General features: G+C 42.3%; 10 protein-coding genes. 6 read left to right on the top strand and 4 right to left on the bottom strand.

The genetic code is table 11. From position 1 onward, the window contains the following. Positions 1-266: 266 nt before the first annotated feature. Together AC3E9V_RS23195 and AC3E9V_RS23190 are read right to left on the bottom strand one after the other, a co-directional pair. Positions 267-1985 (bottom strand): PAS domain-containing hybrid sensor histidine kinase/response regulator, encoded by a 1719-nt coding sequence (locus AC3E9V_RS23195; RefSeq protein WP_488750555.1) that lies wholly within the window; start codon positions 1983-1985, stop codon positions 267-269. A gap of 11 nt (positions 1986-1996) precedes the next feature. Then, positions 1997-4447, bottom strand: a complete 2451-nt coding sequence (locus AC3E9V_RS23190) for an aminotransferase class I/II-fold pyridoxal phosphate-dependent enzyme (protein WP_488750554.1) — start codon at positions 4445-4447, stop codon at positions 1997-1999. A gap of 247 nt (positions 4448-4694) precedes the next feature. Between AC3E9V_RS23190 and AC3E9V_RS23185 the strand changes: the two genes are divergently transcribed. Both AC3E9V_RS23185 and AC3E9V_RS23180 read left to right on the top strand, forming a co-directional pair. Then, a complete protein-coding gene (locus AC3E9V_RS23185) occupies positions 4695-5108 on the top strand; it encodes a DUF7793 family protein (protein ID WP_488750553.1) in 414 nt (137 codons plus the stop codon). Between the two features lie 250 nt (positions 5109-5358). Next, positions 5359-5781 (top strand): DUF7793 family protein, encoded by a 423-nt coding sequence (locus AC3E9V_RS23180; protein WP_488750552.1) that lies wholly within the window; start codon positions 5359-5361, stop codon positions 5779-5781. Here AC3E9V_RS23180 and rnhB read toward each other — a convergent pair. After that, positions 5763-6359: a ribonuclease HII gene (gene rnhB / locus AC3E9V_RS23175; protein WP_488750551.1), complete on the bottom strand. Its 597-nt coding sequence runs from the start codon at positions 6357-6359 to the stop codon at positions 5763-5765. The genes AC3E9V_RS23180 and rnhB overlap by 19 nt on opposite strands. Positions 6360-7030: 671 nt before the next feature. On the opposite strand from rnhB, the gene AC3E9V_RS23170 reads away from it, so the two are divergent. From AC3E9V_RS23170 to AC3E9V_RS23155, 4 genes are all read left to right on the top strand, one after another. After that, the gene (locus tag AC3E9V_RS23170; protein WP_488750550.1) at positions 7031-9391 is read left to right on the top strand and encodes a TonB-dependent receptor; all 2361 of its coding nucleotides are present in this window, start codon (positions 7031-7033) and stop codon (positions 9389-9391) included. Positions 9392-9594: 203 nt separating this feature from the next. Next, positions 9595-10140 carry an NUDIX domain-containing protein gene (locus AC3E9V_RS23165; RefSeq protein ID WP_488750549.1) on the top strand — a complete coding sequence of 182 codons (546 nt, stop codon included), beginning with the start codon at positions 9595-9597 and terminating at the stop codon, positions 10138-10140. 162 nt (positions 10141-10302) lie between these two features. Beyond that, complete coding sequence (locus tag AC3E9V_RS23160) at positions 10303-11610, top strand: MATE family efflux transporter (RefSeq protein WP_488750548.1); 1308 nt, start codon at positions 10303-10305, stop codon at positions 11608-11610. A gap of 308 nt (positions 11611-11918) precedes the next feature. Next, entirely contained in the window at positions 11919-12365 is a 447-nt protein-coding gene (locus AC3E9V_RS23155; RefSeq protein ID WP_488750547.1) for a hypothetical protein, read from the top strand. Positions 12366-12377: 12 nt separating this feature from the next. On the opposite strand, the gene AC3E9V_RS23150 is transcribed toward AC3E9V_RS23155, so the two are convergent. After that, positions 12378-16913, bottom strand: coding sequence for a hybrid sensor histidine kinase/response regulator (locus AC3E9V_RS23150; protein ID WP_488750546.1), 4536 nt, complete (start codon positions 16911-16913; stop codon positions 12378-12380). Positions 16914-17052: the final 139 nt, after the last annotated feature.

Below are 17052 nucleotides of genomic sequence, written 5' to 3'. Positions count from 1 at the left end.
AGTTGAGGCTTTCTATAAAGTTTATAAAGAAAAGTGGTACTGGTAAGGGTAAAATGCCGAATTGAAAAAATAGGGGAAACCAGAAACTGTCTTCCTGAAAAGAAGTAAGCAATTGAATTAGGTGCTTTCCCTAAGCTCATTTGGCTGGGTCGGGGGTCGTAGATCTTCCTTCTTTTGGGGACCATACTTTTGGCATGGGGGTATCCTTAACCGTCAGAACCTACTTCTGACCCGGTGGCGCTTACTCCTATTTGTTGACCCGGGAATTACACCTCTACCCACTTTTTGATAAGCTGCAGGAGCTGGGAGCGCTGATAGGGCTTTTGTAAGTAGTCGTTCATGCCGCATTCCTTACAGCGATTTATGTTTTCCCGGTCTATGTTTGCAGACAGAGCTACTATGGGCTTTTCATACTTGTGTTTACGCAAAATACTGGTCGCTGTAAAGCCATCCATTACCGGCATTTGGATATCCATCAGTATCAGGTCAAATACCTCCTTATCAGCTTTAGACAGAGCTTCCTCTCCATTTTGTGCAGTGACTACCGTGGCCCCGATTTTCTCCAGGATCTTCTGGAGAAGGATCAGGTTGACCCGGTTATCATCTACAGCCAGGATCTTTGTCTCTTTAGTAAAGGCAAAGTCGTTAATATCCTCGGAGGCAGCTTGGCCTCTGGTGCTATGCATAACCTCCATTGGTATTTTAAACCAAAATGTGGATCCATAATCCTGGTTATTGATCGGGCTGATCACCCCCATCTCACCATTCATGATCTTGACAAGCTGCTTACTGATTGCAAGGCCTAATCCTGATCCGCCGTACTTTCTTGTTATGGAATTATCCGATTGGGTGAAGCTATCAAAGATAACTTCCTGGCGGTCTTCAGGCACCCCAATTCCACTATCTGTTACTTCACATACCAAATGTACTTTGCCTTTTCCTGTGGACGTAGCAGAAAAAAAGATCTCAACACCGCCATCCTCTGTAAATTTCAGGGCATTGCTCACCAGGTTTAGCAATACCTGGTTTAAACGCGTAGGGTCTCCCTGTAGAATTTTCGGGACGGAATCATCAAAAGTATAGGAAAGTGAAGTACCCTTTTCACTGGCGATGTACTTATAAGGGTTCAGGTTTGAACTGACCGTTTCCCTGAAGTCAAAAGGGACGGTTTCCAGGGTGAGCTTATCCAGGTCGATTTTGTTGAGGTCCAGCACATCATTCAGAAGCTTGGCCAGGTTGTTCCCCGAGTTTTTGATCATACGGAGATACTCCTGCTGCTGCTCGTCGGGCTTTGTGTTTTGCTGCAGGAGGTCTGTGAACCCGATAATGCCATTGAGTGGTGTGCGGATTTCATGGCTCATGCTGGACAAAAACCTGCTTTTTGCACGGTTGGCCTCCTCTGCTTCTTCTTTGGCCCTGATCAGCTCCTGTTCGGTTTGCTTGATTTTGGTGATATCCTTAGCAATGATCATGATGCCCTCCTTCTCTTTCCGGTTATTCAGTATATAAGAAAATGAGGAAGAGGTGGGGATGTTAGCATTATAGCGGGAGCTAAAGTAAAGCTCAGTATTGGGGTGCTTTTCTTTAAGCTCCAGCTCTTTTTTGGCCTTTTCGATCGATTTTTTGGTTTGAGGGTCATTTGCTAAGACCTCTGTAATGGGTTTGCCAATTACTTCAAAATCTGCGTAGCCCAGGGCCTGTACAAAAGCGTCATTAACTTTTAGGATTTTAAAATCAAAATCCAGCAAAATCAGTATATCGATCACACCATCGTATATACTTTGCATGTGGTCTCTGGATACCGTGGATGCTTTGAGCTCTTCACCCAGCATATTTATCCCCATGATTATCGCGTCCAATTCATCCTCATTATCAGACATAGGGATTTTATATTCGAAGTTGCCATTGGCAGCTTCGAATATCAATGTAGCTATTTCCTCTATTCTTTCACTTACTTTATCAGTTGTGTCTTTCGAATTGCCCATGAGCCATGTCTTTAGTCTTGTTCAGCAATCATTGTGGATCCGATCAATTCCATGTTAAAGTTATCTTTGGCATTTAAATAAGCTACTTTTGGATATACGGTAGCCCCAACCTTCTTTTTTTCTGTTGTTGCAGAAACTCCCAGATTAACTTTACTGCACTTTAAGTCTTTTGCTCTTTGCATAATTTGGAATAATGCCTGGGCGTAACCTCGATATTCATAAGTGTAATTGTAATTCATTCCAATTAATACTGCACTATAGAGATTGGCAATATTTTTATGACACATGACTATGACAATTGGTTCCCTAAATTCTGAAACCTCCTGTTTAAGTCTGAGAATGATAAACTCCCATTCAGGCCGCTCATTTAGATTGTTAAATACTTTAAGGGGAGGGCTGAATGTATTAAGCGCAAAATTATTTCCTTTTACATTGTCGAAAAGATCTCGTGCCAATTCCAGTTCTGTTTTTGAAAGGGTTTGCTTTACTTCAACATCATAAAATTCACTGTACTTTTTGATATCCGCTTTGTAATTCTTCCAGGCTTTTTTTGTCAATAAATTTCGGAATTCCTCCTCTGTATTCCACGACAGATCTTCTATAACACAGGAATCTGGCATGTCTACTTTCACAAAACCCTGATCAATCATAAGATCGCTCAGTTCAGGGTCTCCTGCATGAAAATCCCTTATGACCAAATTGTTTGCTTCTTGCTTTTCTTGTTCATTATACAAGGTTTCTATCAACGCTTTGGTGGCTCCCTTCCAATTAGGATGAGACCGATCAATAAACATGTGGTCTCCTTCAGTCAACATGGTCCCCATAATGATAGCTTTGGAGGTGAGGTAATACTTGTCGGTTTTACGAACTTCTTCAAGTTGTTTTGAGATTGAAGCCTGAGAGAATGTATCTTCTTTATATATTCCTACGATACACGATGTTATAATAACAACATTATTATCCTGATCTCTTACGATATAATAAAGAAAGTCCCAATTATCCTCCGGATTTTCATTTTGAGAATAAGACTCTTCAAAAAATTTCATTCCTTCCCAATCAAACATCCCCCGATATCCCAATCGGTCATTCCAGAGGGCTTTGTCAATATGCGTTATTGAGCTAGATGTCTCAACTACAAACTGGTTTTTGTTAGTATCAACAAGTGAGGTGTTGTTTTTTTTATTTAATTCAGTCAGTAAAGGTAATTTAAATGCTCTTCTGATCTTATCGTTCGTTTGATCTACCTCTTTAAGTGCCTCATGGAAATGATGATCCAGCTTCGCCACCATCTCAGCAATCTCATCGTAATCATTATTTAGTGAGATAGTGATTCTGACACCGGTATTTTTGGCGGGTACAGCCGGGAATGGCGCTGTATTGACATAAATACCATCTTCAAACAGGCGCTCAATGAGTCTGTTGGTCATTGCCATAGCGCCGGTACCGATGAAGAATATCGGACTGTCATTGACTTCTATTAGCGGTAGGCTGGTTTGGGCCAGCAGCTCATTGCAGTAGTCTATTCTTTTCTTTAGTTCACTCTGGTGCTTATAGATCTCGTCGCTCAAATGAAGCTCAGCTGATGCTACCGCAGACCCAAGAATGGCAGGCTCTAATTGAACCGAGAATGTGTTTGGCCCGCCAAATACCTTCACCTGGTCGTACCATTCTTTTTTAGGGAATAGCGTTACTCCGCCACAGGCTCCGAATGCTTTTCCCAGGGTGGCGGTCAATACTACTTTGTGGTGTAGCTTATTGTCCATCTGGCTCATCACATAGCCCGCACCATGCCGGCCGGCCCAGCTCATACCATGGGCATCATCTATATATAAATACAGCTGCTCATACTTCTCCGCAAGTGCCAGCATGTCTTTGACTGGAGCAAAGTCACCATACATAGAGTATACACCATCAGACATGTACCAGATCCTTCTGTATTTGTCCTTCAGTCTGATTATGGTTTCTTCCAGCATTTCCATGTTGGCATGCCGGATCATCTCTACATTTACCCCGCTTGGTAGTAGTTTTTGCACTGCAGCCTGTACGCTTGAGTGGACCAGGTGGTCTAAGATAACTGCATCATTTTCCCTGATAAGGGTAGGGATAGTGGCCAGGTGCGAAATGGTACAGTTTTTAGAGATAACTGCCGGAACACCGTAGATCTTTTCAATGAGTTCTTCAAGCTTACGGTAGAGTGGGCTTGACATGTAAGATCTTGACATTGGGAATTGCGTTCCGTAACGGTGGATAGCGTCAATGGATCTCGCCTTGAGCTTTTCGTGAAACTCCAGCCTGAGATAACCACAAGTACCAAAATTCAGGGCTTTGCGGTTATTTACAGTAAAGTGCTTACCATCCAATACTTCATCTTCCGCATAGAGATGGATAATTCCTTTGTCCCTGGCTATAGTGAATATTTCACTTGCCGTGTCAATGATATTGTTGTGTTTGATCTTTGCCATTGTTGTGAGTCTATTTCCAGTAACTGAATTAATTTCAGTGTGAGTTTAGAAGTCAATATTAACTTAGTACAGTTCCCTAAGAGGCCGATTTTCGATCATTGGTAGTATTTGATAGTTGTTTGATCAGTAAAAGAGCAGAAACACCTCGATAAAACCGATAAGCTTAATTTTCTATATTATAGAATCGTTTCATTGATAATTCGATATTTGATGGAAATCAATATATTTAACAAAATTATTGGGATCTATGGGAGATAAAACAGCTAATTATGAGCATTGGACTTTACAAGTTCTTGATGGTATATTGTATATAGTTTTAAGAGTTGAAAAAGTAACTCTAGAAGTGGCGAAGGTTAGCGTTAAACAGCGAATAAGCTTTAGCAAAGGGGTATCCTATCCCTGCCTGTTCGATATCACAAGAGTAAAAGAATTTACAGGTGAAGCGAGAAAGCACCTGGCTGATGAAGGCAATGAACTGGTTACCGCGAGCGCACTTTTAATAAACTCGCCGGTAAGAAGGATGGCGGGCAATTTCTATATTATGGTTGATAAACCGAAGCATCCTACCCGACTCTTTACTGATGAGAAAGAAGCCATTAAATGGCTAAGTCAATTTAAACCTGAAGAAGGGTCACCTGACTCTCAAAATAACTCCATCTGACCGGGCAATAACCGAAAGCTTTTTCGGTGATGGGGGGTACCCTAACTCTACTTGAATTAACATTCCCTGGTGCTACTCTATATCTATTACAGAGTTTTAATATTGGTACGATTAGCGATTGGGCAGAACCTGCCACATTACCGGATTCTAATTTATTCCGGGGAGTGTTGAGGTTTTTTGCGATTTGTATCCTTAATGTGAGTCTTCAAATTTTTCTAAATTGTAGCCAATTTCTCGGTTAGGTTATTCTATGAAGAAAGGAAACACATTCTTTAGTTTTGATCATTGTACTATTCTAATCACGGATGATATAATGGATTGCGCTTATAAGCCCGCTGATCTGGTTGATATTGATGTTGCAAAGATTTGTGTTAAGAATAGGATCGAAGTGAGTCAAGGCACATCCTTCCCCTGTCTCTTTGATATCACCTCGATAAAAAAAATAACAAGAGAAGCCAGAAATTATTTGGCTGACGAAGGCAATGATCTGGTTACAGCCAGTGCACTTCTGGTGAATTCACTTTTAACCCGTATGATCGGCAACTTCTATATAATAGCAAGCAAGCCCAGGAATCCTACCCGGTTATTTACGGATAAAGCGGAAGCATTTGAGTGGTTAAGTCAATTCAAAGAGGTAGAAGCATCTTTTGAATCTCAGAACAACTCCAACTGACTGGGTAATAACTGAAAGCTCTTTCGGTGATGGGGGGTAATACCCTGAGCTTTAATGGCCTGACGATGTGCCGTGGTGGGATAGCCTACATTGGTTTCCCAGCCGTAACCTTCAAAATCAATGGCCAGCTGCCGCATCAGTTCATCCCGATACGTTTTGGCCAGAACGGATGCTGCTGCGATGGCGTAATATTTTCCGTCCCCTTTTATAATGCACTCATAAGGGATGTCATTATGTGCTTTATAGCGATTTCCGTCTATAAGTAAGAGCTCGGGGATCTGTTTTAACTGATCGATGGCCCTATGCATGGCCAGGTAGGAGGCGTTGAGGATATTGATCTCATCGATCTCCCCCGGTTCTGCTACTCCTATCCCATAGGCAATAGCATCCCGGACGATCTCCTTTCTCAGCTCAAATCTTTGCTTCTCACTGAGCTGCTTTGAGTCGTTTAATACTTCATGCTGATAATCACGGGGCAGTATGACTGCTGCAGCTACGACCGGGCCTGCTAAACACCCTCTGCCGGCCTCATCACAGCCGGCTTCCACTTTGTCAGGATTAAGATAGGGGAGTAGCATTTTGTAAAAATAGTAAAACTGGAAGTAAGGGTATTGATACAGGCTGGTTGTTATGTGAGTAATGCTTTTGCATGATAAAAATCAATAAAATATTAATTTTACCAATTTTTATTAAATAAAAATTTAAATTTACAGAATAATAATCTTCAATCAACTATCGTTCAAATAAAATATTAACCATTCAAGTAAGATTCTGAACAGATCGGAGGGAAATTCGATCTTAAAGATATCCCCTCTTTTTACTGTTTAAATTAGTGCGGGTATGTTTCAATTCAAAAAAGGGGCTCCAGACGGGAGCCTCTTTTTTTATGGGGTAGAACGACTCTCAGGAGTCGTTTTACGGGGATTAACCTAAAAACCTCTTCAGTGCTGAAATGAGTGAGATCAGTTTATACAGCTGAGATTCTGAAATCAGTTTGCACGGGTTGAACTCTAAAATTAGGAAGCCTCTTTTTTTTATTGGGATAAAGATAAGGTTTACAATGGTGAACATCGCGGTAATTCTTTTGCAATAGCGCAATCTGATTATTGTTTGGGGACGTAATGGGAAAGGTACTTTTCAAAGGTGCGTGGGGGTAAAACCCAGGTGGTTTGTCAATAATTAAACGCCTTTTATCAAATCATTTTTAACGAACCATCTTTAAAAAATAATTTTTCAACTAAAAGGACTAATGAAAGTGAAAACCGTTTTAAACCTATTACTAATTATCGCCCCTTATATTTTCCTGTCAGGACAGTCCCTTACACAGTCAGTGAAGGGGCAGATCAAGGATCAGCAATCCAAATCACCAATAATCGGAGCAACAGTAGTCGTTCAGGGCTCAGAGCCTTTGCTAGGTGGAGTGACAGATGTTGATGGAATTTTTAGAATTTCAGATGTGCCTATCGGCCGAAAAAACCTTTTGATCTCCTCAGTAGGCTATGAAAATAAGGTCATCCCAAATGTGGTTGTAGGATCAGGAAAGGAAGTGTTTCTGGAGGTAGAACTTGTGGAATCTTTAACGGAAATGGAAGCAGTAGAGATTATTGCTAATAAGAAAGATGCTGCTGGCGAACCCCTGAACGAAATGGCAACTGTAAGTGCGATTTCTCTCAGTGTGGAAGAAACGAGCCGGTATGCAGCTACATTTGATGATCCGGCCAGAGCGGCTGTATCTCAGGCGGGAGTGACTACAGGCGGAGATGACCTGCTAAATGAGATCGTAATTCGTGGAAACTCCCCCAAAGGAATACTATGGCGATTGGAAGGAGTGGAAATTCCTAACCCTAACCATTTTGCCTCTGTAGGGTCATCTGCAGGGGGTATCAGTATGCTGAGCTCTAATGTGCTTGGCAATTCTGATTTCTTCACAGGTGCATTTCCAGCACAATATGGAAATGCTACCTCTGGTATCTTTGATCTGAATCTAAGAAAAGGGAATTTTGATACTCACGAACACACCTTTCAGGCCGGCTTGCTGGGTATTGCAGCTTCTTCAGAGGGACCGCTAAGCAAAGAGAGTAATGCTTCATACCTGATAAACTACCGGTATTCCACCCTGGCTCTTTTTGATCAAATCGGTATTAATATACTTGGTGATCAGGAAGATATCACATTTCAGGATATTTCATTTAAGGTGTTTATTCCTACTAAAAACTTTGGGACTTTTTCTATTTGGGGTTTAGGTGGTGTGAACACCTATGGATATAATGCAGACACGGTCAACACGGATGATTTTTTCTTTGAAACGGATGATCAATATATGGCTGCTACAGGGCTAACGCATATTGCGTATCTGGGGAAAGACACTTACCTCGAATCTATTGTGTCCTTTTCAGGATACAGACAAAACTATGAAGAAGATTCACTAAAAATCCAGGTAGAATTCGTCGAAGATGTAAGGGAAAACCAGTTAAGGTTCTCATCCTTTCTGAACCATAAGTTCAATGCGCGAACGACATTACGTATTGGTGGTATTTTGAGCCGTCTGAATTTTCAGATGGAAAGTGAGGAGTGGATAAACAGTGAAGAAAGATTTGTTACTTACCTGGATGAAAATGGAGGTACAAACTTATACCAGGGGTTTGGCCAGATCCAACATAGATTCAGTCAGGATTTTACAGTGAATGCAGGGGCTCATCTTACACATTTTGCTCTGAATGGGAACACTTACCTGGAGCCAAGGCTTGGTTTTCGGTGGGATGTGTCTCCAAAGGGTACCTTCACTGGTGGTGCAGGTCTGCACAGCCGTATGGAATCATTGGCGCTCTACATGGCCAGGGAGGAACAGCCAGGAGGTGGTTTTGAACGTAACAATAAAGATCTGGGCTTTATGAAGGCAGCCCATGCAGTCATTGGTTTTGAGTACAGGATAAAGCCTCAGCTTCAGCTAAAAGCAGAGGTATATTATCAGCACCTGTATGATATTCCAGTTTGGCCAAGTGATACAACATCAGATTTCCTGGCGCTTACTTTCTCATCGATCAATAGCTATGATGGATATACATCACTACCACTGGCAAACAAAGGAACTGGCCGAAACTACGGACTGGAGCTTACTTTAGAGAAGTTTTTTAGTGATAACTATTATTTTATGGCTACCACCTCACTTTATCAGTCCAGGTATACAGCGATTGATGGGGTGGAAAGGAATACTCTTTTTAATGGAAATTACATTGTTAACCTGCTGGGTGGAAAGGAATTTATATTCAACGAAGGACGTCAGGTGCTTTCCGTTAACTCACGTGTGATCTACGCGGGAGGTAAGCGAGAATCTCCGATTATGCTGACAGCATCCAGGGAAGCAGGCTACACAGTTCGTGATTATTACAACAGGTTTGAGGACCGGTTACCAGATTATTTCAGAATAGACGTGGGCATAAACTATCGGATCAATAAAGAGCGAACAGCTTCTGAGATTGGTATCAATATCCAGAATGTAATAGCTCGTGAGAATGTTTATTCCAGGGAATACGTTCCGCAACTGGATGCGATCTATAGCTCAACCCAACTGGGCATGTTCCCCAATTTGAGCTACAAGATTGTTTTCTAGGAGATTACTTAAATTGTTTTTCAAAGGTTAAATGCAATACGAAATAACTAACGTTAAGAAAGATTGGTTTTACCTTAAAGGGGACTCTTTTGAAGAAATCAGCAAAACCAAAGCCGTAATGGAATCAAAGTTACTAAAGACCAATCTTCACTTTTGAGCTACTGGTAGCTAAATAGGTTAGCACAGGCCTTACCTTTGGGTGCATGAAAGAAAACCCCTGGAAGAAACAATCTGGCAAGAAAATTTATAACAACCCCTGGATCACGCTGGAAGAGGACAAAGTCGTCAATCCCGGAGGAGGCATCAGCCATTATGGGAAAGTACTCTTCAAAAATTACGCCATTGGTATTGTACCACTTGATGAGGACATGAATACCTGGCTCGTTGGGCAGTGGCGATATACGCTTAATGAGTATAGCTGGGAAATCCCAATGGGAGGAGGTCCGAAGGATGTAGATCCGCTGGAATCTGCCAAAAGAGAGCTAAAGGAAGAAACGGGACTCACTGCTCAGAAGTGGACGCCTTTTCTGAAAATGCATACGTCTAATTCCGTAACCGATGAAGTAGGGTTTGCTTATTTGGCTCAAGGCCTCACAGAAGGTGAAACAGCGTTTGAGGAAACGGAAGACCTGGAGATTTGGAAGCTGCCATTCTGGGAGGCGCATCAGTTGGTTTTGGATGGTAAGATTACAGATAGTCTGACGATGGTGGCTATTTTGAAGCTGGGGAGGATGTTGCAAAAAAATTAATCCTATTTATCACGTGATGTTGAATGATCATAGTGGCTTTGTTCCGGAAAGGAATATTTTTTATACCACTTCGTATACCAGATGTTCACCTATCTGGCTTCCAAATAAGAATGTTAAGGGGTGAGGGTTCACTATCTTTGCCGCCTCAAAAACAAAAGGACATTGACGCTAAAAGAACACCTCAGAAAAAACATTGTACTGGCATATCCGGTCATCATCGGTCAGCTGGGTCACATCATGGTGACTGTAGCTGACACGGTAATGGTGGGGAGAGTAGGAGTGATCCCGCTGGCGGCGGCCACCTTTGCCGGTACGTTTTATCATATTCTGATGATTTTTGGAATTGGGGTAAGTTATGCGATCACACCATTGGTGGCAGCCACTGACCCAAAGGATCAGAAAGGTTTGATGCGCTTCCTGAAGAATGGCTGGATATTAAATGTAGTCTTATCTGTGGGGTTAGCAGGAGTGGGTTTTGTTATCAGTCATTTCCTGGGCTATTTTGGTCAGGAGCGGGCAGTAGCCCTGGAAGCCAGAAATTACCTGATCATCGTTACCAGCTCTTTGATCCCACTCATGATCTTTCAGACCTATCGCCAGTTTGCTGAGGGACTTTCGGATACTTTTAACCCCATGGTAGTGTCTGTCATGGCCAACCTGCTCAATGTTGGGTTAAACTATTTGCTGATCTACGGAGTATGGGTTTTTCCCAGACTGGAGCTGGATGGAGCTGGCTACGCTACTTTGATCTCTCGTGTGATCATGGCGGTGGTGATGTGGCTGGTGGTGAAAAAAAGGATCAAAGGGTTACCCTCTGGCCTGGACTGGCGGGCGATTAAGCGGATGATAAAAATTGGCGTACCAAGCGGCATGCAGTATGTCTTTGAGATTGGTGCTTTTGCTACTGCGGCTATAATGGTTGGCTGGATTAGCGCTGCGGCATTAGCGGCGCACCAAATTGCATTAAACCTGGCAGCTATTACTTATATGGCTGCAACTGGCATGGGAGCTGCGTCCACTATCCGCATTGGTAATCAAATGGGAATGAAAGATATCAGGAACCTGAAAGTAGCGGGCTACTCGGCTATGGCTATGACTGCAGTTTTTATGACTTTCTGTGCCTTGACTTTCATTGTATTTCGGGATGAGCTAACAGCTCTCTATGTAAAGGATCTCTACGTGCAAAATTTAGCAGCGACACTGCTGATCATAGCTGCTGCCTTTCAGATATCCGATGGGTTGCAGGCCGTAGGTCTTGGGATCTTGCGGGGATTGACAGACGTCAAAGTTCCCACACTGGTAACGTTCTTTGCTTATTGGGTACTGGCCATTCCGGGTGGGTACATCCTCGGCTTCACTTTTGATCTGGGTGTAAGAGGTGTTTGGTATGCGTTGTCCGGTGGGCTGACTGTTGCCGCGATCCTGCATTTCTATCGTTTCAATAGCCTGGTGAAGAAAATTCGATTTTAATCCTACTTCGTCAAATTGCGATTAAGTAGTATGGGAGTATGGGTTTGATAAATTTTCCTATAACCCCCATCAGCCCCCTTTGAAGAAAGGGGGAATATTGGTATCAAATCCATACTCCACTACGATCATTCAATATAACTAGTAGGATTAATCAAACGGATATTCCTGATCGTGTGTCTTATGGAAGTATCTTCATACAAAAACACCAATATTCCCCTTTAGAAAAAAGGGTGTAGGGAATGTTTATAAGCAAGTTTGTTTTTGTGTGAAAATTGTTGGGAACGTGCACTCTTTAAACTTCAAAAGCAATGCGAATAGTTGGATTGATTACCTTGGCACTTATCCTGTATGGATGTGATGATATGGAAGACCTGAATACGGATAGGATTATTTCTTATGGTACATCGTTTGGTGAATGTATAGGCTACTGCAAAGTGGAAACACACCTCAGTGACAACTCGCTCCTGATCATTGCTAAAGGGTGGTCTCCTGATGTAGCTGCGAAAACCAATAGTGTGGAGATTTCAGACGAGCAGGTAAATCAGATCCGGGCAGGAATTAACCTTGAGAAGTTTGCTAAACTTCCGGAGACCATTGGCTGCCCGGATTGTGCAGATGGAGGTGCCGAGTGGCTTGAACTGATCATAGACGGAGAGAAGAAAAAAGTCACCTTTGAATATATGGAGGATATTGAGGGTATAGCAGAGGGCGTAAAACTCCTCCGTAACCTCACGGAGGAGTATTATCCGGACTGATGCTAAATGCGATTAAGTGTTAGTCTCTGTGAGAGCTTCTTTCAGCCATTTGGTGAGCATACTTCTCACACTATCAAGCTTTATGGGCTTAGACATGTAGTCATTCATGCCCGATTGCAGACACTTTTCCATATCACTTTTCATGGCATAAGCTGTCATTGCAATTATAGGACTGTCTACATTTGGTCCGTTGCCAGCTCGTACTTCACGAGTTACCTGATAACCATCTTTAAAAGGCATCTGTACATCCATAAAGATCAGGTCGTATTTGTTCTCGGCTAACAGGCTACATGCCTCTTTACCATCACCGGCTATGGAGAAGCCGATATTCATTTTCCTGAGGAGGTTACGGATGACTATTTGGTTTACACGGTTGTCTTCGGCAATTAACACCTGTACTGCTGAATAGGCATCGCGCAGTTCCCTGGGCTCTTTCCGGTCCTGACCATTGGAAGTACTACCTCCATAGATGTTATTGATAAGTCGTGTCAGGTCTGTCAGCCTGACTGGTTTTGTCATGGATGCATCTATCCCGGATTTTTGATATTCGCCTGTATGAATATCGGCTATAGAGCTAAGTAAAATGATCTTTTTGTTAGAGAAGCCTGGGGTTTCCTTTATTTTTTGAGCCAGTTCCAGTCCATCCATACCGGGCATCTGATGATCAAGGAGGATCAGCTCCACGGTGTCACCGTTCTCATTTAGGGTTTTCAAAGCTTCAGTGGCTGATCGTGTCACGATGGGTTTTGCCCCCATTGATGCTAATTTTTCGCTTAAGAGGAAACAATTATTCTCATTGTCATCTACTACCATTACCTGCATTCCTTCCAGGTCTACCTTTGAGAGATAGCTATGCTTGATCAGTTGAGGATTTCGACCTACTTTACAAGGCAGGTTAATATGAAAAACGCTGCCTTCTCCAGGCTTACTTTCCGCCCATATTTCACCATTCATGAGCTCTGTGAGCTTTTTCGTGATCGTTAAGCCGAGACCTGTCCCGCCAAATTGCCTGGTAGTAGATCCATCTGCCTGAGAAAAGCTTTCGAAAATATGTGATAGTTTGGTTTCGGAAATTCCAATACCCGTATCGGAAACGGAAATGTGTAAAGGAAATTTTTGTTTTTCTCCCTGTGTTAAACCAGCATTTATTTTCACATAGACCTCGCCAGATTCTGTAAACTTCAGGGCATTGCCGATCAGGTTGGTTAGCATTTGTCTTAATCTCATCGGGTCTGCAATGATGAAAGTTGGGATTTCCGGACTCAATTCACATAATAATTCCAGGTCCTTATTGATAGCCTGTATGGAGAAGGTGGATACCACATTTTCTACCAGGTCCACCAGATTAAACTGGGTAATGTTCAGGTCCAGTTTACCAGCCTCTATTTTAGAATAGTCCAGAATGTCATTGATTATGTTGAGTAATGACTCTCCTGATTGCATTACGATGTTTAGATACTCACGCTGGTTGTCATCCAGGTCAGTTTCAAGGACCAGCTCAGTCATGCCCAGCACACCATTCATCGGCGTTCGTATCTCATGGCTCATGTTGGCCAGAAACTCGCTTTTGGATCTGCTTGCAGATTCTGCTGCCTCTTTGGCTGTTTTCAACTCTTTGTTTTTACGGATCCGCTCCAGCTCTACTTCTTTTAGTGCAGTGATATCGCGGGAGATCCCAAAAGTCCCTATGCAATTGCCATCGCGATCAAATAGTGGAAGCTTGGTGACCGATGACCAAAAATCCTGCCCGGTGGGCATAATCTCATGCTGAACCTGGTTATAAATCCCTTTTTTGGTTTTAATGATGTTTTGTTCTTCATCAAAGTACCTTTGAGCAGCCTCTTTATGGTGAAAGTCAAAATCTGACTTTCCAATAATGTCATTTAGTTCCATGTTTGGAAAAAAATTAATCATAGATTGGCTGACTCTTGTGAATCTGCACTTCTGGTCTTTAAAATAAATGTAATCCGGGAAAGCATCCATGATGGCATCCAGGTATGACTTTTCTTTTTTGAGTTCTGCTGTTCGTTCTTCTACACGCTTGACGAGCAACCTTTTCTGCTTTCTAATGGATCGTGTTCGTAGGTTAAATATGAGCAGGATCAAACCACCAAGACTAGCGATCATTAAACCCCTGAACCAGCTTGTAGCCCAAAAAGGTGGAGTGATGATGATTTTAAGCGTGGCTCCTTCTTCGTTCCAGTATCCATCATTGTTGGAGCCTTTTACGCGAAAGGTGTAGCTGCCTGGACTTACCGACCGGTAAGTAACTGAGTTTTGGCTGCCGGCCTGGCGCCATTCGTTTTCCATTCCCTTCAGCATGTAGGCATATTGATTGTTTTCAGGGTGGGTGTAGTTTAAAGCTATAAAGTCAATTGTAAAAGAGTTTTGTGTGTACGGGAGTTGAATCTCGTTATTAGTAATAGCCCAAGCTTTCTTTTTTTGGTCAAGCGAGTGATCATTACCTAGCACAGTAACATCAGTGATGTATACAGGGGGAGTTATAGTATTATCCTGAATGTTTTCCGGGTTGAAGTAAATAAGTCCCCCTTTATTCCCAAAATACAAGGTGCCGTTATCATCCTTTAGTGCCGCTTGAATGTGGAAGTAATCGTTCTTCAGTCCGCTACTTTTATCGAAAATTTTGCACTGGATTTCATACTTTTCAAAATCCGAGCCTACTAGTGTGATTTTACCAAGACCGGTACTGGTACCCACCCACAGATTTCCTGAATTATCCTCTGTCATGGAAAAAATGGAATTACTAGGCAGGCCATCTGATTTCATGAAAGTTTTGAAATCATCCTTTTCTGAATCATAGAGGCTAAGCCCACCATTTACAGTTCCAACCCAGAATCTGCCACCAGAGTCTGTAAAGAGACTCACTATGTAGGTGTCTTTCAGTCCCGGACCTTTCCCGGGTTGGCTTGTATATTTCTTAAAAAGAACTGTATCATCTTTAATGTTACATTTAAAGAGACCGTTTTTGGTCCCCAGCCAAAGAGTGCCTTGATGGTCATAGCCGATGGAGTGACTCAGGGTGGTTTCATAATCACTGGAAGGGAGATAATTTGTAAAATCGCCTGTCCTGGCATCATAATATTCCAGCCCACCACCAAAAGAAGCAATCCATAGGTTTCCCGGATTTTCTCTATCCTCTACAAAATCAAAAATGCTGTTTACACTTATACTGTGAGGATCAGACGGATTGTGTTTGTAGTGAGAAAATTTACCCGTTTTATGGTTATAATAGTTCAGGCCACCTTCCCAGGTCCCTATCCATAGATTGTCCTCTTTATCTGATTGGACTTCCAACACGGCATTGCTGGAGAGGGAGTGTGCATCTTTCGGGTCATTCACAAATTGCTTGAACACATTGGTGCCTGGGTTATACAAATTCATGCCTCCACCATCTGTCCCGATCCATATATTGCCTTTGCTGTTTTGTGAGAAAGCTCTGACACTACCGTGGATGAGTGTATTTGGGGCGTTAAATTTAAAAGTTTTGGAGTAAAATTGCTTGTCGTGAGGGTCGTATATATCCAGCCCGTTTCGAAAATTCCCAACCCATATGCGGCCGTCTCTATCCTCCAGCAATGACCAGATAGAGTTGTCAGAGAGGGAATTGTCTTCTATTGGGTTATATTTAAAATGTTCAAATTTACCGGTATTAACCTCATATTTGTCCAATCCGCCGTTTTCAGTACCAAACCATACATGACCTTTGGAGTCAGCCAAAATAGAGAGTATATTGAAGTGTGACACAGTACCTGCTTTGCCTCCCTGGTAGTCAAAGTGTTGTATCTTAAATTTCTCTGTAGAATCGAGGGTGAGGCTGTATACCCCTTTTCCCCTGGTTGCTACCCAAATAGCCCCTTGATTATCCTCATCAATTTGCTTTATTTCCTGCGCATCAATATTAACTCGCGATTTTGAATCGATTGAGAAATTACCGGCAGTACCATCTGTCCTAAGGAGGATAAGGTCAAGTCCGCCCACCCATATATTATTTTCACTATCCCTGTAGATGCATTGGAGCCAGATGCCTTTTAGGAGTTGCTTAATGACTTTCTCTTTTTTAGGGTCAAAAACAGAAAGTCCATGATCAGTGGCTAATAACAGATGCCCATTTTGATCGAACTCTATGCCAAACACCTTATTGCCTGCGGTTGAGTTTTCATCAGCAGGTTTTACAGTATAGGTTTTAAACAGACCTGTTTTCTGATCATAGAGGCTTAAACCTCCACCACCCGTACCGATCCATAGTTTACCATCCGCACTCTGTGTAATGGAGAGGATATGGCCATTTTGCAGAGCTGTAGTATCATCATTATCGGCTTCAAAGAGCTCTATTTTTTCCCCATCGTAGCGGTGAAGACCATTGAGCGTGCCAATCCATATGAATCCTTTGTCATCCTGGTAAATTGTGGTTACGGCACTATGATTCAGTCCTTTGTGCATGTAAGAAAACTTGACATCTTCCTGAGCAAAGGTTATGAAGCTGTAAAGCAGCACCGCGAATGTGGCCAAAATGGAATTAGAGTTCATAGAGGCTTGTTTCAAACTCCAAATAAACAGGAAAGTAAATCGCTGTGTAAGAGAGAATTACCTATTTTGATAAATAGGGAAAAAACCTACTTTAGGGATTCCGGCTTGTTATTTTAGTGGAGAAAAATCCAGATGAAGC

Source organism: Marinoscillum sp. HNIBRBA16962 (assembly GCF_057801515.1).
This window is presented reverse-complemented; position numbering and strand designations above follow the sequence as displayed.

Bases quoted from the DNA above. Each gene is read 5' to 3' on its own strand.
- AC3E9V_RS23155 (WP_488750547.1), top strand. From the start codon at position 11,919: ATGCGAATAGTTGGATTGATTACCTTGGCACTTATCCTGTATGGATGT.
- rnhB (WP_488750551.1), bottom strand. From the start codon at position 6,359: ATGCTACTCCCCTATCTTAATCCTGACAAAGTGGAAGCCGGCTGTGAT.
- AC3E9V_RS23150 (WP_488750546.1), bottom strand. From the start codon at position 16,913: ATGAACTCTAATTCCATTTTGGCCACATTCGCGGTGCTGCTTTACAGC.
- AC3E9V_RS23185 (WP_488750553.1), top strand. From the start codon at position 4,695: ATGGGAGATAAAACAGCTAATTATGAGCATTGGACTTTACAAGTTCTT.
- AC3E9V_RS23190 (WP_488750554.1), bottom strand. From the start codon at position 4,447: ATGGCAAAGATCAAACACAACAATATCATTGACACGGCAAGTGAAATA.
- AC3E9V_RS23195 (WP_488750555.1), bottom strand. From the start codon at position 1,985: ATGGGCAATTCGAAAGACACAACTGATAAAGTAAGTGAAAGAATAGAG.
- AC3E9V_RS23165 (WP_488750549.1), top strand. From the start codon at position 9,595: ATGAAAGAAAACCCCTGGAAGAAACAATCTGGCAAGAAAATTTATAAC.
- AC3E9V_RS23170 (WP_488750550.1), top strand. From the start codon at position 7,031: ATGAAAGTGAAAACCGTTTTAAACCTATTACTAATTATCGCCCCTTAT.
- AC3E9V_RS23180 (WP_488750552.1), top strand. From the start codon at position 5,359: ATGAAGAAAGGAAACACATTCTTTAGTTTTGATCATTGTACTATTCTA.